Annotated in this window: 19 protein-coding genes; 7 read left to right on the forward strand and 12 right to left on the reverse strand. The window is 67.8% G+C overall.

Going from position 1 to position 22,523, the window contains the following annotated elements:
• Positions 1–23: 23 nt before the first annotated feature.
• The 7 genes from ACYQ6W_RS18880 to ACYQ6W_RS18910 form a co-directional block, all read right to left on the reverse strand.
• The gene (locus ACYQ6W_RS18880; RefSeq protein ID WP_459677507.1) at positions 24–1,406 is read right to left on the reverse strand and encodes an FAD-dependent oxidoreductase; all 1,383 of its coding nucleotides are present in this window, start codon (positions 1,404–1,406) and stop codon (positions 24–26) included.
• Positions 1,407–1,416: 10 nt separating this feature from the next.
• Entirely contained in the window at positions 1,417–2,241 is an 825-nt protein-coding gene (locus tag ACYQ6W_RS18885) for an alpha/beta fold hydrolase (protein WP_459677532.1), read from the reverse strand.
• Between the two features lie 154 nt (positions 2,242–2,395).
• A complete protein-coding gene (locus ACYQ6W_RS18890; RefSeq protein WP_459677509.1) occupies positions 2,396–3,430 on the reverse strand; it encodes an alcohol dehydrogenase catalytic domain-containing protein in 1,035 nt (344 codons plus the stop codon).
• 42 nt (positions 3,431–3,472) lie between these two features.
• On the reverse strand, positions 3,473–3,943 hold the full coding sequence (locus ACYQ6W_RS18895) for a helix-turn-helix domain-containing protein (RefSeq protein ID WP_459677510.1): 471 nt from the start codon (positions 3,941–3,943) through the stop codon (positions 3,473–3,475).
• 185 nt (positions 3,944–4,128) lie between these two features.
• Positions 4,129–6,972, reverse strand: coding sequence for an ATP-binding protein (locus tag ACYQ6W_RS18900; protein WP_459677511.1), 2,844 nt, complete (start codon positions 6,970–6,972; stop codon positions 4,129–4,131).
• Positions 6,973–7,048: 76 nt separating this feature from the next.
• The gene (locus ACYQ6W_RS18905) at positions 7,049–8,056 is read right to left on the reverse strand and encodes an inorganic phosphate transporter (protein ID WP_459677512.1); all 1,008 of its coding nucleotides are present in this window, start codon (positions 8,054–8,056) and stop codon (positions 7,049–7,051) included.
• A gap of 12 nt (positions 8,057–8,068) precedes the next feature.
• On the reverse strand, positions 8,069–8,707 hold the full coding sequence (locus ACYQ6W_RS18910; protein WP_459677513.1) for a DUF47 domain-containing protein: 639 nt from the start codon (positions 8,705–8,707) through the stop codon (positions 8,069–8,071).
• Positions 8,708–8,872: 165 nt separating this feature from the next.
• Here ACYQ6W_RS18910 and ACYQ6W_RS18915 point away from each other — a divergent pair, with 165 nt between their 5' ends.
• Positions 8,873–9,853: a lysozyme inhibitor LprI family protein gene (locus ACYQ6W_RS18915; protein ID WP_459677514.1), complete on the forward strand. Its 981-nt coding sequence runs from the start codon at positions 8,873–8,875 to the stop codon at positions 9,851–9,853.
• A gap of 3 nt (positions 9,854–9,856) precedes the next feature.
• Here ACYQ6W_RS18915 and ACYQ6W_RS18920 read toward each other — a convergent pair whose 3' ends face one another.
• Positions 9,857–11,179: an LLM class flavin-dependent oxidoreductase gene (locus ACYQ6W_RS18920; protein ID WP_459677515.1), complete on the reverse strand. Its 1,323-nt coding sequence runs from the start codon at positions 11,177–11,179 to the stop codon at positions 9,857–9,859.
• A 511-nt stretch (positions 11,180–11,690) separates the two neighbouring features.
• Here ACYQ6W_RS18920 and ACYQ6W_RS18925 point away from each other — a divergent pair.
• On the forward strand, positions 11,691–12,014 hold the full coding sequence (locus tag ACYQ6W_RS18925) for a HigA family addiction module antitoxin (RefSeq protein WP_459677516.1): 324 nt from the start codon (positions 11,691–11,693) through the stop codon (positions 12,012–12,014).
• 26 nt (positions 12,015–12,040) lie between these two features.
• On the opposite strand, the gene ACYQ6W_RS18930 is transcribed toward ACYQ6W_RS18925, so the two are convergent.
• Both ACYQ6W_RS18930 and ACYQ6W_RS18935 read right to left on the reverse strand, forming a co-directional pair.
• Positions 12,041–14,329 carry an NADP-dependent malic enzyme gene (locus ACYQ6W_RS18930; protein ID WP_459677517.1) on the reverse strand — a complete coding sequence of 763 codons (2,289 nt, stop codon included), beginning with the start codon at positions 14,327–14,329 and terminating at the stop codon, positions 12,041–12,043.
• 124 nt (positions 14,330–14,453) lie between these two features.
• Positions 14,454–15,659: a YbfB/YjiJ family MFS transporter gene (locus ACYQ6W_RS18935; protein ID WP_459677518.1), complete on the reverse strand. Its 1,206-nt coding sequence runs from the start codon at positions 15,657–15,659 to the stop codon at positions 14,454–14,456.
• A gap of 129 nt (positions 15,660–15,788) precedes the next feature.
• Here ACYQ6W_RS18935 and ACYQ6W_RS18940 point away from each other — a divergent pair, with 129 nt between their 5' ends.
• Positions 15,789–16,673, forward strand: a complete 885-nt coding sequence (locus tag ACYQ6W_RS18940) for a LysR family transcriptional regulator (RefSeq protein WP_459677520.1) — start codon at positions 15,789–15,791, stop codon at positions 16,671–16,673.
• Positions 16,674–16,679: 6 nt separating this feature from the next.
• Here ACYQ6W_RS18940 and ACYQ6W_RS18945 read toward each other — a convergent pair whose 3' ends face one another.
• On the reverse strand, positions 16,680–17,603 hold the full coding sequence (locus tag ACYQ6W_RS18945; RefSeq protein ID WP_459677522.1) for a LysR family transcriptional regulator: 924 nt from the start codon (positions 17,601–17,603) through the stop codon (positions 16,680–16,682).
• A 75-nt stretch (positions 17,604–17,678) separates the two neighbouring features.
• Between ACYQ6W_RS18945 and ACYQ6W_RS18950 the strand changes: the two genes are divergently transcribed.
• Both ACYQ6W_RS18950 and ACYQ6W_RS18955 read left to right on the forward strand, forming a co-directional pair.
• Positions 17,679–18,419, forward strand: a complete 741-nt coding sequence (locus ACYQ6W_RS18950) for an SDR family oxidoreductase (protein WP_459677523.1) — start codon at positions 17,679–17,681, stop codon at positions 18,417–18,419.
• Between the two features lie 16 nt (positions 18,420–18,435).
• Positions 18,436–18,648, forward strand: a complete 213-nt coding sequence (locus tag ACYQ6W_RS18955; protein WP_459677525.1) for a tautomerase family protein — start codon at positions 18,436–18,438, stop codon at positions 18,646–18,648.
• Positions 18,649–18,676: 28 nt separating this feature from the next.
• On the opposite strand, the gene ACYQ6W_RS18960 is transcribed toward ACYQ6W_RS18955, so the two are convergent.
• A complete protein-coding gene (locus tag ACYQ6W_RS18960) occupies positions 18,677–19,651 on the reverse strand; it encodes a GlxA family transcriptional regulator (protein WP_459677526.1) in 975 nt (324 codons plus the stop codon).
• Positions 19,652–19,773: 122 nt separating this feature from the next.
• Between ACYQ6W_RS18960 and ACYQ6W_RS18965 the strand changes: the two genes are divergently transcribed.
• On the forward strand, positions 19,774–20,415 hold the full coding sequence (locus ACYQ6W_RS18965; RefSeq protein WP_459677528.1) for an HD domain-containing protein: 642 nt from the start codon (positions 19,774–19,776) through the stop codon (positions 20,413–20,415).
• A gap of 84 nt (positions 20,416–20,499) precedes the next feature.
• The gene (locus ACYQ6W_RS18970; protein WP_459677529.1) at positions 20,500–22,359 is read left to right on the forward strand and encodes an alkaline phosphatase family protein; all 1,860 of its coding nucleotides are present in this window, start codon (positions 20,500–20,502) and stop codon (positions 22,357–22,359) included.
• Positions 22,360–22,523 lie beyond the last annotated feature (164 nt).

Raw genomic sequence — 22,523 nt, forward strand, 5'->3', positions numbered from 1 at the left:
TTTTGGATTGAACGGATCGCCCATCAGGCGGGAGGAACGGCCCCGAACAGCGCGTTGAGCCCCTCGGCGTAGGTCGGGTGGGCGATGATCGCGTCGCGCAGCGCCGTGTAGGGCAGGCCCGCCAGGATCGCGACATGCACCGCCGCCATCACCTCCCCCGCCTCGGCGCCCAGCATGGCAAAGCCCAGGATGCGGTCGTCCGACCCGATCACGGCTTTCATGAAGCCCTCGCTCCGGCCAGTCGTGCGGCTGCGCAGCACCCGCGCCATCGGCAGGGTCGCGACACGCGGCGCGTGGCCGAGCGCCACCGCCTCCGCTTCGGTGAGACCGGTCCGTGCCAACGGCGGATCGGTGAAGAGGCAGGAGGGCATGATCCGGTTGCGGGTGGAACGGTCACCGCCTGCCAGATTGTCGCGGATGATCCGGAAATCATCCAGCGAGGCATGGGTGAACGCCGGGCTGCCGGCGCATTCGCCGATCGCCCAGATCCCAGGCTGCGTCGTCTCCAGCCGGTCATTCACCTGAATGATGCCGCGCTCGGTCAGCGCGACGCCCGCCGCTTCGAGACCGATGCCACGCGTGTTGGGGCGCCGGCCCGCCGCCACCAGGAGATGGGACCCCGCAATCTCCCAGGTCTCCGCGCCCTGCGCGACCGTCACGGCAACCGCTTCGCCCGAGCGACCGGCTACGGCGTGCAATGCGACGCCGGTGTGGATCACCATGCCTTCGGCTTCGAGAAGACGGTGGAGTTCCGCGCTCACCTCCGCATCCTCGCGGGCGGCGATGCGCGGCCCGGGTTCGAGCATCGTGACCTCGGCGCCGAAGCGGCGAAAGGCCTGCCCTAGTTCGAGCCCGACATAGCCGCCGCCGATCACGATGAGATGCCTGGGCAGAGCGTCCTGCTCGAGCATTTCGATATGCGTCATGGGCTGAGCCTCGGTGAGGCCCGGCACGGCCGGAATGTCCGCGGTGGTGCCGAGATTGAGCACGATGCGCGGCGCCGTCAGCACCCGCGTGCCGCCTTCGTTCAGCGTGACCCGCACGGTCTGCGGATCATCCATCTCCGCGTGGCCCATGATCAGCTCGGCGCCGCTCTTGCGGAAGAGATCGAGATGCATCTCGATCAGGTCGCGCACCATCGCCCGCTTCCGCGCGAGGATGCGCGGCATGTCGACGGTCACCGGCTCGGCGACGATGCCGAGGGCGGCCGCGACCCGCGCCGCGTGAATCTGCCCAGCGCTCCAGATTTCGTTCTTGCTCGGCAGGCAGTTGATGTTCGGGCAGGAACCGCCGATCCAGCGGCGCTCCACGACGGCGACCTTCTGCCCCTGGGAAGCCAGGGTCCAGGCGAGATATTTCCCGCCCTCGCCGCTGCCAATGACGATGAGATCATACGCTTCGCTCATGACGCGTCCCTCAGCTCTGAATGAAAGCGAGGATGTCGTGGTTGATGACGTCCGCATGCGTGGTCATCATGCCGTGCGGAAAGCCGGGATAGACCTTGAGCGTTCCATTGCGCAGGATCTTGACCGAAAGAAGGGCGGAATCAGCGATCGGCACGATCTGATCGTCATCGCCATGCATCACCAGGACCGGCACCGTGATGGCCTTCAGATCCTCGGTGAAATCCGTCTCCGAAAAGGCCGCGATGCAGTCATACTGCGGCTTGGCGCCGCCGATCATGCCCTGGCGCCACCAGTTGTCGATCACGCCCGGGATCGGCGCGACACCCGGCCGGTTGAAGCCATAGAAGGGGCCGGCTGGCAGATCGCGATAGAACTGCGCCCGGTTGGCGGCCAGCGCCTTGCGCAGCCCGTCGAAAACCTCCATCGGCAAGCCGCCGGGATTGGCCGCGCTCTTGAGCATCACCGGCGGCACCGCCCCGATCAGCACGGCTTTGCTCACGCGGCCGGCACCGTGCCGCGCCACATAGCGCGCCACTTCGCCGCCACCCGTGGAATGGCCGACATGGATCGCATCCCGCAGATCGAGATGCGCGATCAGTGCAGCGACGTCCGCGGCATAGGTATCCATCTCGTTGCCCGTCGCCGTCTGGGTCGAACGGCCATGGCCTCGGCGGTCATGTGCGATCACCCGGTAGCCTTGCGACAGGAAGAAGAGCATCTGCGTGTCCCAATCGTCGGCGCTGAGCGGCCAACCATGATGGAAGACGATCGGCTGACCTTTCCCCCAATCCTTGTAGACGATGCGGGTGCCGTCCGGCGTGGTCAGGCTGTCCATGAACTCAGATCCTTGAGAGAGGGGCGCGGCCACGGCGGCCGCGCCCTGCTCGGGCCGCAGCCCGGTGAGTGAGAGGGCCGCACCGAAAGCGAGGCCCGAGAGAAGAACGTCGCGCCGCAGAAGTGGCGGCCGCGCGGGATGTTGCGCCATGCCGCTAGCGCGCGGCGGGCGTCATGGTGAGCACCACCCGGAACCGCGCCTTGCCCGACATCATGCGGGCATAGGCGGCAGGCGCCTCTTCCAGCGGCATGGTCTCGATCATCGGGGCGACGCCGGAAAGCTGGCTGAAGCGCAGGGTGGTATCTCCGGTTGCAGGGTCACCGGTCAGCGCGCCTTCGATGCTACGGCCGGCGAAGAGCAGATCGTTCACCGAAAGCGGCAATGGCTCCTGCGTCGCACCAAGTGTGATGACCTTGCCACCTGGGGTAAGACCGCGGAGCAGCGTCGCGACTGCCGTGCCCGCGGCCGCCGTCGCCACCAGCAGGGAGGCACCACCGAGACGTTGCAGGGCCGCAACCGCATCCTCTGCTTCCGTATCGAGGTAATGATGCGCGCCGAGCTTGCGCGCGAGGGCTTCCTTGTCGCCACCGCGGGCGAGCGCCACCACTTCGAAACCCATGTGCCGGGCATATTGCACGGCGAGATGGCCGAGGCCGCCGATGCCAAGAATGGCGACGAGATCGCCGGCTTTGGCGCCCGCGTTGCGGAGCGCGCTAAAGGTGGTGAGACCCGCGCAGAGCAAGGGCGCTGCCTCGACCGACGCCATGTCATCCGGGACTGAGACGAGACCGCTGGCCTTCGCGATCATCACCTCCGCATAGCCGCCGTCGGCGTGGACCCCGGTGAAGCCCTGGTTCTCGCAATGAACCAGATCGCCGCCACGGCAGGCGCGGCAGTAGCCGCAGGCGCCGCCAAGGAAGCCGACACCGGCGCGCTGGCCGAGGCTCCATCCGGCGACGCCTTCGCCGATGGCGTCGATCACGCCCACCGCCTCATGGCCCGGAACGCGGGGCCAAGCGATGGGCATCACCCCCTCCACCGTCGCGGCATCCGAATGGCAGACGCCGCACGCTTCGATTCGAAGCCGGACATGTCCGGGCGGCGGCGCCGTGACGGGCTTGCGCATGAGCACGAGTTGACCCGGGGCGACAGCCGCCACGGCTTGATAGGTCTCGGAATCCTGGGGCATGGCTGCCTCCTGATTGGGGGTGATGGAAGGAGCGCCGCCGGCTCAGGCGGGCTGCGCGGCCGCGGTCTGCGGCTGGCGCCGACGCCAGTGGCTGGGTGGCTCGCCGAACGCGCGGCGAAAGCTGCGGCATAGATGGGACTGGTCGGCAAAGCCGCAGAGCAGCGCGATGTCCGCGAGCGGCAAGCAGCCCTCGCCCATCATCACCCGTGCACGCTGCAAGCGGCGCTGCTGCAAATAGGCGCGCGGCGTGCAGCCGAGGCTTTTGGCGAAGATGCGGGAGAAATGGCTGCGGCTCAGACGCACCGTCTCGGCCATCGCCTGTACCGGCATGTTGCCGTGCAGATTGTCCTCGATGAACCGGGAAAGCTTGCGGATCTGCCAGGGCAACAGTGGCGTGAGTTGAGAGGATGTCGCGCAGCCGCGGCCCTCGGCGGAGGTTTCAACGGTAGGCGTGCGCCGGGCGAAGACGGGTGGCCGTGCGACGGCGAGGGTCGTTTCGACGGTAGGGATCATCGGCGTGCCTCCTTGGCGGATCGGGGTGATCCGGATGGGCAGAGGATGGCCGCCGGGCCGTCTGGTGCGTGAGTAAAGAGTCGTAAAGAGCCGCGGTTCAGCCGGCCGGCAGAGCCTTTACGGGACGCCGAGCGCACACAGGTTCAAATCACGAAGCGTGACGATGTACGCGGCCCGACGATCCGTCAGCCGCCGAGGGTCTGCAGCAGCTCCGCGGCCCGGCGCAGATCCTGCGTGCCCCAGCCCTCCTCAAAACGACCGTAGACGGAGCCCAGCACGTCCCTCGCCCGGGCGGGGTCACCCTCCTCCGCCCAGAGGGCCGCAAGATCGGTCGTGGCGCGCAGTTCCCACGAAAGCGCCCCCTGCTGCGCTGCCATGTCCCGCGCCCGCTGAAACAGCGCCTCGGCCTGCCGCCTGGCGGCGGCCTCCCCTTGCGCGACCAGGCCCACGCCGCGCGCGCGCAAGGCTTCGGGCGCGCTCCACGGCGCAAGCCCCGCTTCGGCGCGTGCGACCGCCGCCTCCGTGACCAGACCGGGATGCAACGTCGTGATGGTATCGATATAGAAGGGGTTGAAGGCGGCATCGAGGATGAGTTGCAGGCGGGCCTGGCGCGCCTCCGGCTGCGTCTCATCCTGCAGATCGATCAGGTTCCGATAGGCGCGCGCAAAGGCCCGCCAGTAATCCGAGAGAATCGTTTCGGCATGCTCTTCGAGCAAGGTGACATACTGCTCCTGCGCCGCGCGGTCGCCGGACCAGAAGGCGATCAGGCAGCCGCTGTTGGTGAGCACCGAACAGAGGGGTGCTGCCGTCATCGTCTCCAGCGCGCGCGAGACCCCTTCCCGCGCCTGTGCAGCAGCACGATCGCCGAAGCCACGCACCCAGAGGATGCGCGCGTAATGGGCGCGGATCGCCACCTGATGGTCGTATTCGTAGAGCCCCTTGTTCATGCTGCGCCCAACCGGCGTGCCATCGGCCAGAACGCGCTCGGCATTCTCCTGGGCCTGGCGGTGGTCGCCGATCGCATGCAGGCCGAGCGACAGCATGCGGTTATAGATGAGGCGCATGGCGGGATCGGCCGAGCGTTCGGTGGCATCGCCGAACTGCCGGGAAAAATCGACCGCGACCGCGTATTCCCCGCGCGTATAGGTTTCCCGCGCCAGTCGGTAGAGCGCGCGCAACTCAGACTCCGCATCACCCAATCGGCGGGCTTCGGCCAGCGCGCGCCGCGCGAGGACGGCGACCTCCGGTACAGGCCCCCGCGTGTTGAAGATGGCCGAGGCATGCAGCACCTGAAGCCGCAACCGCAGCAGAGGGTCCATGCCTGCCACCGCATCGACCTCGGCGGTGTCTTCGATGCGCGCGCAATATTCACTGACGAGAGAAAGCGCAAACCATAGCGGGGCGGAGCGCGTGAGCAGAACCAGTCCAAGATCCACGTTGCCGGTCGGTGAGAAAGCCCAATCGAGCGCCGCGCGCAGGTTCTCCAGCCGCCAGCCATAGAGCGCGACCCAGGCCGCCGTTTCCAGCACCGGCCAGTTGTCCTCGGCCTCCTGCACGGCCGTTCGTACCGCCTCTGCCAGCCGGGCGTGCGCCGCCTCTTCTTCACCGGCCGCCGCCAGTTTCTCGCTTGCATAGGCGCGCGTCGTCTGCAGCAGGCGGTAGGTCGCAAACTCCATCCGATTGCCGGCGTGGACGAGAGACTTGGCGACGAGGCCTGCGAGACCATCGAGTACCTCGGGCTGGGACACGCCCTCCGCCACCGCGACCTGCAGGGCCGCCGCCAGGGAAAACTCGCCACGGAACACGGAGAGGCGCCGCAGCACCACCCGTTCGGCATCGGACAGAAGATCGTAGCTCCAGTCCATCGTGGCGCGCAGCGTGCGATGACGCGGCCAGGCCGAACGCCTCCCCTGGGTCAGGATGTCGAAGCGGTTGGTGAGCAGCGAGGCCAGTTCCTGCACCGGAAAGGAGGCGACGCGGGCGGCTGCGAGTTCGAGGGCGAGCGGCATGCCGTCCAACTGCCTGCAGATGCGCGTGACCGCCTCCAGGTTGTCCTGGGCAAAGACGAAGCGGTCGTCGCTCGCCATGCAGCGGCGCACGAAAAGCTCCACGGCCGGAAAGCCATAGGCTTCGGCGATGGATGTGCTCTCCGCCTGCGGCACGGCGAGGGGCGGCAGGCGATAGACCCATTCTCCCTCGGCCCGCAGGGGCTCGCGGCTGGTTGCGAGAACGCGCACGGCCTCGGTGCCCCCGACAATCGCTTCCGCAAGCGCCGCCGCGCCCTCCACCACGTGTTCGCAATTGTCGAAGACGATCAGCAGCCGCCGGCGCCGCAGCGCGACACGGAGGGCGGCCGCCGTCGGGGCCGCCATGTGCAGATCGAGCACCGAGGCGAGCATCGGTGCGATCTGCTCCGCGGCGGTGAGCCCCGCGAGTTCCAACACGCAAGGCGGCGTTTCTTCCTCGGGCGCCAGCAGATCGGCGACCGCCTGGGCGACGGTCGTCTTGCCGATGCCGCCGGGGCCGACGACGGTGACGAAACGCCGGGCGTTCAGCCGGGCGGCGATCTCTGCGACCGGGGCTGAGCGGCCGATGACCTGCCCGGCGATCGCCGGGGCGGCCGCAGCCGGCCGATCACGCCGGACCGCCGCCGCTGGTTCCTCCTCCACGGCCGTGAAGCGGTAGCCAAGCCCCGCGACGGTCTGGAGGTAGCGCGGATCGGCAGGGTCATCGCCCAGGACGCGGCGCAGGGTGGCGACGTGCACGCGCAGATTGGCATCGTCCACCTGCATGCCGGGCCAGACATGGGCGAAGATGTCCCTCTTGCCGACCATCTGCCCGGGGCGGCGCAACAGAATGTCGAGGAGGAGAAGCGCGCGGCTGCCCAGGCGAAGCTTCTGCCCCTCCCGACTCAGGCTGCGTTGGACAGGATCGAAAGCGAAAGGGCCGAACCGCACCACCCGCCGCCCCTCGCCCACGGTTCCGGGCGGGTCCGGCGCAATGGGGGCAGGAGGTAAAACGGCGGACATGATGGCACCAGAATGACGGCCCGACCTCGCTTATGCAAGCAAGGGCCGAGGTGGCGGCACGCCCTTCGGACCTCCCCTAAGCGACCCAGAGCGCCAGCCAGTAGCAGCCGACCGCCATGGCGGCGGCGGCCGGCAGCGTCACGACCCAGGCGACGACGATCCTGCGGGCAACGCCCCAGCGCACGGCCGAGACCCGCCGGGCGGCGCCGACGCCGACCACCGCGCCCGTAATGGTATGGGTGGTGGAAACCGGGATGCCGAGCCAGGTGGCGCCGAACAACGCCAAGGCGCCCCCGGTCTCGGCGCAGAAGCCCTGCATCGGGGTCAGATGCGTGATCCGCGAGCCCACGGTGCGGACGATGCGCCAGCCTCCGCACAGCGTGCCCAAGGCCATCGCCGCCTGGCAGCTCAGCACCACCCAGAGCGGCACATGAAACGGCCCGGTCAACGCTCCTTGCGAATAGAGCAGCACGGTGATGATCCCCATGGTCTTCTGCGCATCATTGCCGCCATGGGCGAGGCTGAGGGCCGCGGAGGAGACGAGCTGCAGATAGCGGAACCGCCGATCCACCGCGAAGGGTGTGGCCCGCAGCGCCATCCAGGTGACGCCGAGAACGAGGAGCATGGCGAGGGTCAGCCCCGTGACGGGGGAGAGGACGATGGCGAGACCGATCTTGAGCAGCCCGCCCCAGACGACGGCGGAGAGGCCGACCTTCGCAACGCCCGCCCCCACCAGACCGCCCACCAGAGCGTGGCTGCTGCTCGACGGAATGCCGAGCCACCAGGTCAGCAGGTTCCAGCCGATGGCGCCGAAGAGCGCGGCGAAGATCACCAGCGGATCGACGATCGCGGCGTGCACAACGCCGTTGCCCATGGTCTCGGCGACATGCAGGCCGAAGACCGTGAAGGCGATGAAGTTGAAGAAGGCCGCCCAGACGACCGCCGTGACCGGGCGCAGCACGCGGGTGGAGACGACGGTCGCCACCGAATTCGCGCTGTCATGCAAGCCGTTCAGAAAGTCGAAGACCAGGGCGGTGAGGATGAGGAAGACGAGCACGGGCGTGCCCACGACCATGCCGTGCATCGCGGCGCGACCTCAGACCTGCTCGACGACGATGCCGTCGATGACGTCGACGATGTCTTCGCAGCGATCGACCACCGCCTCCACCAGATCGTAGACCTTCTCCACCGTCAGCTTGTGGCCAGGCGATTCGCCTCCGGCGAACAGGGCGCGCAGCCCCTCGTCCCGCGCGTCGTCGGCCTCGCTCTCGATGGTACGCACCGCCTGGGACATGGCGGCGAGCGTGCCGGCGCTGCGCTGGATGCTGCCGAGAGAAGGCATGGCATCCCGGATCACCGTCGTTGCGCGGACGGCGCAATCCGCCATGATTGCCATCTCAGGGGTGAAGGCAACGCCGTAGCGCAGCACCCGCCGGCCGGTGTCCTTCATCAGGTCGATCGTATCGTCGAGGGCGGTGATGAGATCGAGGATTTGCCCACGGTCGAAGGGCGTGACGAAGGTGCGGTGGATCGAGAGGACGACCTCCTTCGTCACGCGATCCGCCTGGTCCTCCAGGCGGCTGATTTCGGTGACGTGGGTTTCCGCCCGCCCCTCGCCCGACATCAGCGCCCGGAAGGCGACCGCCGCGGGAACGATCAACTCGGAATGGCGGACGAACTGGGCGATGAACGGTTCGTCGCGCGGCATGATGGCGCGGAAGGCACGAAGAAGCATGGCGCGGGTTCCGGTACTGACGATCGGGATCTGTCATCAAACTGAAACACATGCCGCGCCTTTTCAATGATCCAAGGCCGCTCACGCGGAGAACTGACCCCGCGTCGCCTCTGGACCCCGAGCAACGTCACCGCCAGTCTGCGCTGCCTGACCGGGAGGAATGCCATGCTCCGCGCCGCCGCTCTCTGCCTTGCCGTCTGCTGGACCGCAGCGCCCGCTTGGGCGCTCGACTGCACGCGGGCCAGGACGCGGCCGGACCGGCTGATCTGCGCGACCCCGGCCTTGGCGCAGGCGGATCGCGCGATGGCGGCCGCCTATGACGCCTTGCGCGCGCAACTGCCCCGGGAGGAGCAGCACGGCCTGCTCACGGATCAGCGCCAATGGCTCAGCGAGCGGGCGAGTTGCATCCTGGACGATACGGGACAGACCGCACCGGATGCCGCGGCGACGGTCTGCATGCAGAAAACGACGGAGGAGCGGCGGCTCTTCCTGGGCGGGGAGACCGGGGGCGGTCTACCGCGCATCACGCCCCGCTTCGTCTACAGCCCGGGCGGCCCCGGCCAGTACGCCGTCGACATCGCCTATCCCGAAATTCAGCAGGCGCGGACGGAGGCCCAGAAGGCCGCCAATCTCCTCCTGCGCCGCCAGGTGACCGGAACCTGGGACGGGTCCTCGGACGATGAGGACGATGGGGCGGGTAGCGACCTCGCCTTCGCGGCACGCTACCGGGTGACGCGGCTGACCCCCGCTTTCCTCAGCCTCGAGGTCACGACCTACCAAAACAGCGGCGCGGCCTATCCGACCGTCGGCGGCCTCAGCCTCGCGCTCGATCTCACCACCGGGCGCCTGCTGCCCCTCACCGCCCTGCTGCGCGCGGACGCGACCGCGGCGGCGGCCGACCTCTGTACCGACCAGCTCACGGCGTATTACAGCACGGCCCTCGGCAGTTCCTGGGCCCCGGAGGCGGCGGCTGTGACCGCCGTGGTGGAAGACGGCGCCAATTGGTCCTTCCTGCCTCAGGGCGCCGTCATCGCCTTCCGGGAGGACAGCCTCGGGCCGCATGCGCTCGGCGCCTATGACTGCCGAATCGACGCTCCGACCCTCGCCGGCATGGCGCGTCCGGGCGGGCCGCTGCCCCCGCCCTGATCGTCAGGCCGGAAAGAACTGGTTGGCAGGCCGCGCGAGCCCCAGGTGATCACGCAAGGTCGTGCCTTCGTAGTCCCGGCGGAAGATGCCGCGCCGCTGCAACTCCGGCACCACGAGATCGACGAAATCGTCCAGCCCTTCCGGCACCGAGTAGAACATGACGTTGAAGCCGTCCGACGCGCCGGTTTTCAGCCAGGCCTGCATCTCATCCGCGATCGTCTCGGCCGTGCCGACCATCTGCAGCCCCCCGTAGCCGCCGACCCGCTGCGCGAGCTGGCGCACCGTGAGGTTTTCTCGCCGGGCCATTTCGACCAGTGCCGCACGCCCGCTCTGGCTCGCATTGGTCTCGGGGATGTCGGGCAGCGGCGCGTCGAGATCGAAGCCGGAGGCATCGACGCCGAGACGCATGGAGAGGTTCGGCAGGCCGCTGTCCGCATGCACCAGACTGTCGAGCAGCCGCTTCTTCTCCTCGGCCTCCGCCTGGGTGCGGCCGGGCACGACGAGCACGCCGGGCAGGATCTTCAAACTGTCCGGCGCACGCCCGGCGGCCTTCAGCCGCGCCTGCATGTCGGCATAGAAGCGCTGCCCCTCCTCCCGCGTGCGGCTGGACCCGAAGATCACCTCCGCCGTCTCGGCGGCGAGCTGCCGCCCGGCTTCGGAAGCGCCCGCCTGCACGATGAGCGGCCATCCCTGGGGCGGCCGGGCGATGTTGAGCGGTCCACGGACTGAGAGGCTGGGCCCCTTATGGTCCAGCACATGCATCTTGGCCGGGTCGAAGAAGATGCCGCTCTCCTTGTCCCGCAGCCAGGCATCGTCCGCCCAGGAATCCCACAGGCCGGTGACGACGTCATAGAACTCCCGCGCGCGCTCGTAGCGGGCGTCATGCTCCATCATGTCGCTGCGGCCGAAGTTGAGGGCGGCATCGGGATTGGCGGTGGTGACGATGTTCCAACCAGCCCGGCCGCCGCTGATATGGTCGAGCGAGGCGAAGCGCCGGGCGATGTGGAAGGGTTCATCGAAGGTGGTGGAGGCGGTGGCGACGAGGCCGATCCGCTCCGTCACCATGGCGAGCGCCGAGAGCAAGGTGAAGGGCTCGAAGGAGGTGACGGTACCGCTGCGCTTGAGCGCCGCCATGCTCATATTGAGCACGGCGAGGTGATCCGCCATGAAGAAGGCGTCGAACCGGCCGCGTTCCAGCGTCTGGATGAAGCGGGTCAGATGCGCCAGGTTGAAGTTGGCGTCCGCGTAGGCGGAGGGATAGCGCCACCAGGCGGTATGGATGCCGACGGGGCGCATGAAGGCACCGAGGTGAAGCTGCTTGGCCACGGGATACTCTCCATTGTTGCGGAAGTGTCGCGTGCCACGGGCCACCCCTGCAAGCGGGTGATCACCCGATAACTCTTATGCCATCCCGCCGCCGGCCACGAGACAAAGGCTTTCTCCGCAATGTGGCTTTGATGGCATGGACGAATGTAAACCAAAGGTTGACATTTTAGAAATCCCTGTTAGGGTAACGTTATGATCAGAAGCTTCCGCAGCAAGGCCCTGGCGGAGTTCTGGGCGAGCGGAAGCGTCAGTCGACTGGATGCCAAGCTTGCGCCGAGGATCAAGCGTATTTTGTCCCGTCTCGACGCGGCAAAGGTGCCTGTGGAGATGAACCTGCCGGGTTTCAGGTTTCATCCCCTCATTGGCGATCGGGCGGGACCTATGCAGTGTCAGTCAACGGCCCATGGCGTATCACCTTCAAATGGTATGACGAAGACGCGGTCCAGGTCGACCTTGAGCAATATCATTGACGATGGTGGCAGGACCGGCCGCCGATGGACGGAGCGACCCGATGACCGACGAGATGATCGCTGCTTTCCCGCGCCCGGCTTGGCGCCCCAGCCACCCCGGTGAAATTTTACGCGAAGACGTGCTTCCTGCACTCGGTCTCAGCGTCTCCGCCGCAGCCGAACATCTTCTTGTGTCCCGCCAGATGCTCCATCGCATCCTCGCCGAAGAGTCAGCCGTGTCTCCCGAGATGGCCGTGCGGCTCGGCAAGCTGTGCGGTGACGGCCCGCGGATTTGGCTCGCCATGCAGCAGGCGCACGATCTATGGCAGGCCGAACGCGACTTGGCAGGTGTGATCGAGACGATCCCGACTCTGAGCGCGGCTTAAACGGTCGGCCAGGCCGCGCATGGCCGTCACTCCATGCGATGGGCCGCGGCGAGACAGGCGAAGATGACGAGATCGGACACCTTGGCGTCCATCGGCACCACCTGCACCGCCTGTTCGAAGCCGGTCAGCACCGGGCCGATGACCCGCGCCTCGCCCATCCGCGCCACCATCTGCGTCGCGATCTGCGCCGCATCGAGCCCGGGCATCACCAGCACGTTGGCGTTGTCGGTCAGCCGGGAGAAGGGATAGCGGGCGCGGGCCTGGGCATCGAGTGCCACTTCCGGCGTCATCTCTCCGTCGAATTCGAAATCCACGCCCTCCTGCTCCAGCAGGCGCACGGCCTCCGCCAGCCGGACGCCCGCGCCTTCCATCGGCTGGCCAAAGGTCGAGGAGGCGCAGAAAGCGACACGTGGGCTTTGGCCCAGCGCCCGCATACGATGCGCCGCCGAGCGCGCGATGGTCGCAAGTTCGGCCGCCGAGGGCTTCATGTTGATCAGGGTGTCGGCGACCAGCAGCGTCTGATGCGGCGAGACGACCATCGACAGACCGAAGGGAACGCGGCCGGCCTTCGGGTCGATGGCGAGGCGGATCGCTTCCAGCGCCTGGGCCGGCGCACGGGTCAGGCCCGTCACCATGCCGTCCGCATCGCCCAGCGCCACGGCGCAGGCGGCGAAGACGTTGCGGTCCTGGTTGACCATGCGCTGCACGTCCCGCAACAGATAGCCACGGCGTTGCAGGCGGCCGTAGAGAAACTCCGAATAGCGCTCGTTCTTGCCGAGATCCTCCTGCGCCGCGAGACGCGCATTGCGGATCTCGATCCCGTCATGCAGCGGCAGTTCGAGCCGCGCGAAGGCCGCGCGCACCCGCTCCTCGTTGCCGATGAGGATGGGCGTGCCGTAGCCTTCCTTGTGATACTGCGCGGCGGCCCGCACCATCGTCTCGTTCTCGCCCTCGGCGAAGACGATGCGCTTCGGCTGATTTCGTACGCCTTCGGTAATGAGGTCGAGGATGTTGACCGCCGTATCGAGCCGGGCGGCGAGCGCGCGGCGATAGAGCTTCACCTCCGGCAGGGGCAGGCGGGCCACGCCGCTCTCGACCGCGGCCTGGGCCACCGCCAGCGGAATGCGGGTGATGAGGCGCGGATCGAAGGCATTCGGAATGATGTAGTCCGGGCCGAAGCGAAGCTGGCGCGCCGCGGCGCGATGCACCTCGTCGGGCACGTCCTCCCGCGCGAGTTCAGCGAGGGCCTGGGCGGCGGCGGCCTTCATCGCTTCGTTGATGGTGCTGGCCCGCACGTCCAGCGCGCCGCGGAAGATGTAGGGAAAACCGAGGACGTTGTTGACCTGGTTCGGATAGTCCGAGCGGCCCGTCGCGATGATGGCGTCCGGCGAGGCGGCGCGCGCCTCTTCCGGCGTGATTTCGGGGTCGGGATTGGCAAGCGCCAGGATGATCGGCCGCGGCGCCATGCTGCGCACCATCTCCTGCGTCAGCGCTCCCTTAGCGGAAAGCCCCAGGAAGACGTCGGCACCGCGCACCGCTTCTTCCAGCGTCCTGAGCGGCGTCTCCACCGCATGGGCGGATTTCCACTGGTTGAGGTCGGTGCGGCCGCGATGGATGACACCCTTGGTATCGCAGGCCAGGATGTTCTCGCGCTTCATGCCGAGGGTGAGCAGCAGGTCGATGCAGGCAATGCCGGCCGCGCCCGCACCGTTGACGACGAGACGCAGATCACCGATGTCCCGCTTGGTCAGATGGCAGGCGTTGATCAGAGCGGCGGCGGCGACGATGGCCGTCCCGTGCTGGTCGTCGTGAAAGACCGGAATGTCCATCAGCTCGCGCAGGCGGCTTTCGATGACGAAGCATTCCGGCGCCTTGATGTCTTCGAGATTGATGCCGCCGAAGGACGGGCCGAGCAGCTTCACGCAGTTGATGAACTCTTCCACGTCCTCGGTCGCGACTTCGAGATCGATACCGTCGACGTCGGCGAAACGCTTGAACAGGGCGACCTTGCCCTCCATCACGGGCTTCGAGGCGAGCGCCCCGATATTGCCGAGGCCAAGCACCGCTGTGCCGTTGGAGATGACGGCGACCATGTTGCCGCGCGTGGTGTAGCTATAGGCGAGCGCCGGGTCTTCCGCGATCTTCAGGCAAGGCGCCGCCACGCCGGGGGAATAGGCAAGGCTCAAATCCCGCGCGGTGGCGAGCGATTTGGAAATCCGCGTCTCGAGCTTGCCCGGCCGCCCGGAGGCGTGCAGTTCGAGCGCGCTTTGCGCGAGGAAGGCGGGGCCCGTTCCCGGCGATCCTTGATCCGGCATATGCGTTCCATCCCGTGTTCATGACGCTCGACCGGCGCCTTGGAATGGAAGGTTAACCCGACGTTTCACGCGAAGGCCATCCTCTTGGCGGCAGAGCCGGAATGCGCCGGCCGGACGCGATGGATCAGCCGCGGCGCCGCTGCATCAGATCGACGAGCAGCGAGGCAGCCATGGCGACCGCCCCCAAGGCGAAGAGCAGCCGGTAATCGCCACCGCTCCGTGCGAAGACGAAAGAGAGCGCGTAGGCCGCCGCCGCCTGGAACAGGGCGAAGGCGGTGGTCGCCTCGCTCCAGGCGACATGGCGGTGCGCAGTGCCCGGCAGGATCTCATGCAGGCGACCGAGGACCAGCGGCGCCGTGCCGGTGACGAAGGCGCCGACGACGAGGCTGGAGAGGATCAGCGCCGGCGCCGCAACCGTCAGCACCGGCAGCAGGATGGCCGCCGTCTCGATGGCGAAGGCAAGACGGAGCGCCGGGCCGAAGCCGAGCCGGTCTCCCAGGGCGCCGGCGAGGATGGGACCAACGGTCGCCCCGATGCCGAACAGCACCCAATAGGCGGCGCCGACCGCTTCGCCGCGGCCGAGACCTTCGGCGACGAAGGCGACGAGGAAGATCATGTGCGGCACCCACCCCGCCGCATTCAGCCCATAGGTGACGTAGAGCGGCAACAGACCGGGTGCCCTCCGGCCGGCGCTCGCGGGCGCGGCGTGCGCCGTCGGGCGATGTGCGCCCTCGGCCGGCCAGCCGGACCAGGCGAGCAGGGTGAGGAGCAGCGAGACCAGGCCAAGCCCGGTCCAACTCGCGACGAGCCCGAGGCCCAGCAGGAGCGGCAAGAGACTGCCGGAGGCCGCAATGCCGGTGCCGACACCCATGAAGATGACCCCGCCCAGCAGGCCCCGCCGCGCCGGCGGCACGTGCGGCAGCACCGTGGTCGCCGCCAGCACCATCAGCCCACCGCCCGCGAGGCCGGAGAGGAAGCGCCAGACGAAGAACCAGGCGAAGCTCACCGGCACGGCGCTCGCGAAGAAACAAAGGCTCGCGAGCAGCATCAGGCCGCGCAGGCAGACCGCGGCGGAGAAGCGCGCGGACAGTCTGCGGCCGCAGACGGCGCCCAGGAGATAGCCGGCGAGGTTGGCGGCGCCAAGATAGGCCGCGGCCGAGGGTTTGAACCAATGCGCCGCCACGATCGCCGGCAGCAGGGGCGCATAGGCGAAGCGGGAGAGGCCGATGCCGACGAGATTGGCCGCGAAAGCCGCGAAGACCGCGCGCGGCAGGGAAAAGACGGGCCGTGCCGCACCATCGGCCGGCACGGGGATGGAAGGGTGACGCATGGGTGGAACCTCCGGTTCCCCATGCATGACGAATACAAGCAATCTGAAAAAGAGAATTAATTTGATACGGCTATCGTTCGAGAAGATAAGCAGCCAGCACGAAGACTCGCTGGTTTCTCGGGAGGTCGCATGGACATCGCCGATTTACGGGTATTCGAGACCGTCTCACGGCTCGGCAGCATGAACAGGGCGGCGCAGGAGCTGAACACCGTTCAATCGAACGTGACGGCGCGCATCCGCGCCCTGGAAGACGAACTCGGCGTGACCCTCTTTCACCGTCATGCGCGCGGTGTGACGACGACGGCGGCCGCGCAACGCATGCTGCCCTTCGTGCCGCGGCTCGCGAAGCTGCTGGCCGAAGCGAGAGACGCGGCGCAGGACGATGGCACCCCGGGCGGCATCTTGGCCCTCGGTGGGCTCGAGACCGCGACGGCGCTGCGTCTCTCGCCGCTGATCGGCCAGTTCGCGCGGCGCTACCCGACGGTGCGCCTGGTGGTGACTACGGGTACGACCGCGCACCTCTTGGACGAAGTGCTGCAATGCCGGCTGGACGGGGCCTTCGTTGCGGGGCCGGTCCATCACCCCGAGTTGCAGCAGGAAGCGATGTTCCGGGAGGAATTGGTGCTGGTGACGGCACCCAGCATCACCACGCCCGCGATGCTCGCCGAACAGGCATCCGTCGCCACCATCGTCTTTCAGATCGGCTGCACCTATCGGCAGAAGCTGGAAGCACTGCTCGCCGGATGGGGGATCGTCGGCACCACGCCCCTCGCCTTCGGCGCGCTCGACACCATCATTGCCTGCGTTGCCGCCGGCGTGGGCGTAACCCTGCTGCCGCGCGGCATCATCGCCCGTGCGGCCGCCGACGGCGTGGTGGCGGCGCATAGCCTTCCGCCGCAGGATGCGATCGTCGACACGGTGTTTCTGCGCCGGCGGGACAGCTACCTGTCGAGCGCCTTGCGCGCCTTCCTCGACCTCGCGCGGGCAGCGGACCCGCTGACCGCCGCGGCCTGACGCAAGCTACAAAGCCGCTTTGGCGAAGATCTCGCCGAGCCAATTGAGGAAGACGCGCAGCCGCGGCGAGGCCTGCCGCTTCTGCGGGTAGAGCACGGAGAGCGGCGTCGGCGGAGGCGGCCAGTCGCCGAGAAGCTCCACGAGGCGGCCGGATGCTAGATCATCCGCCAGGCGATAGCGCGGCGCCTGGAGGATCCCAAAGCCAAGCCGCGCGAGCTCGGCGCTCGTGTCCGAATTGTTGACCGTCACCCGCGCAGGCAGATGGATCAGCCGCGTCTCCCCCGCCTGCTGAAATTCCAGCGGCATCACCTCCCCCGTGCGCGAAGACAGGAAGCCCACGACCCGGTGGCCCGCGAGATCTGCCAGATCACGCGGTTCGCCATGCTCGGCGAGATAGGCAGGGCTCGCGCAGGTCACCTCGGGGAGCACACCGAGCGGCCGGGCGATGAGGTCGCTCTCGGCCAGGGGGCCCGCGCGAATGACACAATCCACCCCTTCGCGTAGCAGATCGACGAGCCGGTCCCCCTGCCCGATCTGCAGGTCCAGCGCCGGGTAGCGCCGCAGGAAGGCCGCGAGGTGGGGCAAGAGGAAGGTGCGCGTCAGCATGGGGTGGGCATCGACGCGGAGCAAGCCGCGCGGGCTTTCTGCCCGGAACAGCTGCTCGGCCTCCTCCACCTCCGCAAGGATGGCGACGCAGCGGGCGTAATAGGCATCGCCTTCCAAGGTCGGGCGGACATGCCGCGTCGTCCGCTCGAAGAGGCGGACGCCCAGGTCCGCCTCCAGCCGCTTGATCTCGGCGGTCGCGGTGGAGCGCGCGAGGCCGAGGTCACGCGCCGCCGCCGAGAAACTGCGCCGCTCGACGAGACGCGCGAAGAGATCCATGCGGGCGAGACGGTCCATGGCGAGATTGTTCGCCCATGGCGAACTCAAATGTCAATTTTGAAGTGATTGTTAGCAGGCCGTGGTGGGATTTATCTCCGGCCTAGCAAGACAGGAGGTCTCCGCATGAGACAGGACCACAGCAAGATCGCCATCGTGACCGGCGGCTCCAAGGGCATCGGCGCCGCCATCGCCGAGCGCCTCGGCGCAGAAGGCTATGCCGTTCTCGTGAACTATGCCCGCGACGCCGCTTCCGCCGCCGCCGTGGTGGCGCAGATCGAAGCGGCCGGCGGCCGGGCCCGCGCAGTGGCGGCGGACATCGCGGCCCCGGACGCGATGGTGCAGCTCTTCGACGCGGCGGAGGCGGCCTTCGGGCCGGTCTCAATCCTCGTCAATAATGCCGGTATCATGGCGCTCGGCCCCGTCGCCGAGGTGGAGGATGTGGCCTTCGAGCGGCAGGTCGCGATCAATCTCGGCGGCAGCTTCCGCGGCATGCGGGAGGGCGCCCGGCGGCTCACCGAAGGGGGCCGGATCATCAACTTCTCGTCCAGCGTCGTTGGCCTCTATCAGCCTGGCTACGGCGTCTATGCCGCGACCAAAGCGGCGGTCGAAGCGCTGACCCACGTGCTCGCCAAGGAAGCGGCGAAGCGCGGCATCACGGTCAATGCCGTGGCGCCGGGGCCCGTGGAGACGGAACTCTTCCTCTCCGGCAAGTCGGAAGCCCAGCTGCAGGCCATTGCCGCCGCAAACCCCTTCGGCCGGCTCGGACTGCCGCGGGACATCGCCGGCATCGTCGCCTTTCTCGCAAGCCCGGACAGCGGCTGGGTGAATGGACAAATCATCCGCGCCAATGGTGGCGTGGTCTAAGCAAGGAGCACATCTCATGCCTTTCGTGAATATCAAGACGCCCGAAGCCGCCCTCAACCGCGCGCAGAAGGCCGAGATCGCCCATCGGGTGACGGATCTTCTGACCGAGTATTTCACCGAGGCGGCACGACCGCATACCATGGTGCTGATCGAGGAGGTGCGCGACGGCGGCTACGCGCGGGCCGACGAGGTCTTCACCATTCCCGAGGCCTGGCGCGCTCGGGATTGAGCACGACAGGCCTGACCGCACCCGCCGGTCAGGCCTGCGGCTGCGCACCGCCGTAGCGGCGGCGATACTCCGCAGGCGTCACGCCCACACGCCGCGCAAAGGCCCGGCGCAGCACATCCGCATCGGCGAAGCCGCAGGCCGCGGCGACCTGCTTCGGCGTCTGCCGCCCATCCTCCAACAGGCGGCGCGCGGCTTCCACTCGCGCGGCTTCCACCCAGGCTGCCGGCGTCGTGCCGACCTCGGTTCGGAAGAGCCGCGTGAAATGGCGCGGGCTCATCTGCAGCCGGCTCGCCAGGGCGGGCACGCTCAAATCCTCCGCCGGATGGGCGGCAATCCAGCGCTGCACCTCCTGCAGGGCCGCCCGGCCGGTGGGTGCTGCCTCACCTCTGCGGCTGAACTGCAGTTGCCCACCAGGGCGCTTGAAGAACATCACGAGCTGGGCGGCAACGCGCAGGGCAATCTCCCGCCCGAGATCCTCCTCGACCAGCGCGAGCGCGAGATCGAGCCCGGCGGTGACACCGGCGGCCGTGCGCACCCGCCCGTCCCGCACATGGATCGCATCCTCATCGATCTGCACGGCGGGGAAGCGCGCGGCGAGTGTCGCGGCGGCCGACCAATGCGTCGTTACCCGCACACCGTCGAGCAGGCCGGCGGCGGCGAGGAAGAAGGCGCCGCTGCAGACCGAACCATAGCGCCGCGCCCGGAGCGCCTCGGTACGCAGCCAGGCGAGTAGCGCGGGCGGCGGCGCCATCTCCGCCGCATGGGGACAACCGGCGACCAGCAGCGTGTCGAACGGCGACCCTTCGCCGCCGACCATCCGATCCGGCAGGAGCCGGACGCCCGAGGAGCTGGTGATGGGGCCGGCCCCGGTGCCGATCACCTCCAACGCATAGACCGCATGCCCGGCCTGGAGATTGGCCTCCGCGAAGACGTCCAGCGGGCCCGAGACGTCGAGCAGCTGCACGCCGGGCAAGGCCACGAGCCCGATCCTGCGTGTCTGCACCTTGGGCCTCGTTCCCATGTCTCACGATGTCCGCTTTTGTCTGAAAAAGACGTAACCCGTCATTTGAAGACAAATGAACCCAGGGCTAGCCTCAGCGCAACAGCTTTTCAGAGGAGAGTGCCATGACCGCCATCGACCCCCGCGCCGCGATCCCCGACAGCGCCCTGGCGCGCGCCACCACCGAATACATCCGCGACACGGAGACCGACCTGCTGTTCAAGCATTCCAGCCGCGTCTACCACTTCGGCGCGCTCGCGGGCGTGCAGCGCGGCCTGACCTTCGACCGCGAGCTGCTCTATGCCGGCGCGATGTTTCACGACATCGGGCTGATGCCGGGCCATGGCAGCGCCCATGAGCGCTTCGAAGTGGACGGCGCCTTCGCGGCACGCGATTTTCTGCGCAGCCACGGCATCCCGGAGGAGGACGCCTCTACCGTCTGGACGGCGATCGCCCTGCACACCACGCCCGGCGTGCCGCAGCACATGCACCCGATAGTGGCGCTGGTAACGGCCGGCGTGGAGATGGACGTGCTGGGCCTGACCTATCAGCAGTATTCGGAGGCCGAGCGTGAGGCGGTGGTACGCGCCTTTCCCCGCACGCCGCGTTTCAAGGAGGACATCATCCAGGCCTTCTACGACGGCATCAAACACAAGCCGGACACGACCTTCGGCAATGTGAAGGCCGATGTGATTGCCGACAAGGAACCGCATTTCCATCGCGGCAATTTCTGCAGCGTCATCCGCCATTCCGCTTGGCCGGGCTGAGCCGAAAGCGTCATAAATCTGTCGCAAGACAGCCGGGCGGCACCCTCCTAATCCGGAACGATCGAGGATTGAAGAGGGGCGGCCATGAAACACCGTTGGACACTCGCCTGTCTCAGCTGGACTCTGAGTCTGCCCCCGATGGTGCCCGGCGCCGCGCGGGCAGAGAGCCCACCGCACAGCGTGCTTCTCTTCGTGGCGGACGGGCTGCGACCGGGCATGATCACCCCGGAAACCGCCCCCGCCCTCTATGCCCTGGAACATGAAGGGGTGCGCTTCGCCAATACGCATTCCATGTTTCCGACCTTTACGACGGCAAATGCCTCCGCCATGGCAACCGGCCACAAGCTGGGCGACACGGGCGATTTTTCCAACACCATCGACGCGGGTTTCCAGGTGCCCGGTGCCGGCGGCAGCCTGACCCCCTTCCTCGAATCCGACCCGGTTCTGGGTGACGTCGACGAGCATTTCGAAGGCGACTACCTGAACCAGGAGACGGTGATGAAGGCCGCGCGGCTCGCCGGCATGAGCACGGCGACCATCGGCAAGCTGGGCCCGTCCCTGATCTTTGACCACACAAGTGCAGACGCCAACAAGCAGACCGTGGGCAGCACCATCGTGGTCGACGATTCCACGGGCCATGTCAGCCCGAAAGGAAAGCCCATCGGCATTCCGCTGGACGCAGAGATGCAGAAGCTGATGACGGCGGCGGCCCTGCCGCTCGCGGCGACGCCGCGGGGCGCCAATGCCAAAGCCGGAGACTTCAAGACGCCCGGCACGCTGACGCCCAATACCGCCCAGCAGGATTACTTCGTCGCCGTCGCGACGAAAGTGGTGCTGCCGCTGTTCAAGCAGCGCGCCAAACCCTTCATGATGGTGTTCTGGTCCCGCGATCCGGACGGGACGCAGCATAACCAGGGCGACAGCCTGAACACGCTGACCCCCGGCATCGATGGCCCGACCTCCGTCGCCGCCATCAAGAACGCCGATCATGATCTGGCGACGCTGCTTGCCGCGTTGAAGGCGCAAGGACTGGACAAGACGACGGACGTGATCGTCGCCTCGGACCATGGCTTCTCCACCATCTCCAAGGACAGCAAGACGAGCTTCGCCGCGACGCAGAGCTACGGCGACGTGGTGCCCCATTTCCTGCCGCCGGGGTTCCTGGCGCTCGACATCGCCCATGGGCTGGACATGCCGCTGCTCGACCCGGATGCGAAATACGCGCCCGTGGCGACCGGCAGCCATCCTTCCAAGGGCAACGGGCTGATCGGCGGCACGGCCGCGCAGCCGAAGGTGGTGGTGGCGGCCAATGGCGGCTCCGACCTCGTCTATCTGCCCGACGGCGACAAGGCTCTGGCGCGCAAGGTGGTCGACATCCTTTCCGCCGAGGATTACGTGAGCGGCCTCTTCGTCTCCGAGACGCTCGGGACGATCCCGGGCACCTTGCCGATCGCGGTGATCGACCTGCAGGGCTCGGCGGTGACGCCCATTCCCTCCATCGTCGTCAATTTCCGCAGCTTCACGACCGGCTGCAAGACGCCGCTCATTTGCGGGGCAGAGATCGCCGATACCGGGCTGCAGCAGGGCCAGGGTATGCACGGCAGCTTTTCCCGTGCCGATACGGCGACGGTGGGCGGCGCCAGCGGGCCGGATTTCAAGAGCCATTTCGTGGACGAGGCACCGACGAGCAACGCCGACCTCGGCAAGACCATGGCCCATATTCTGCAGCTGCAGATTCCCGATACCGGCAAGCTGGTGGGGCGTGTCCTTACGGAGGCCTTCACCGGCGGCAAGACGCCCGCCTGGCAGCACGGCCGGGAACTGTCCGCGCCAGACGCACAGGGCCACCGCACGGTCGTGGAGGTCCAGACGGTCGGCGGCGAACGCTATTTCGATGCGGCCGGCTATGCCGGGCGGACGCTGGGGCTGACGCCGCCGAAGTAAACCGATCGAGTGCAGAAGGCGTGGCTTCACGCAGCTGTGACGGCCGCGGCGGATGCAAGCCGCGGTGCCGGGGCTAGAGGGTGTTATGCACCTGGGATGAGGAGAGCGGCCTGCTTCATCATGAAACAGGCGAAAGCGACGACGTGCAGGCCAGCGAGAGTAGC

It is taken from the genome of Acidisoma sp. 7E03 (genome assembly GCF_054665075.1).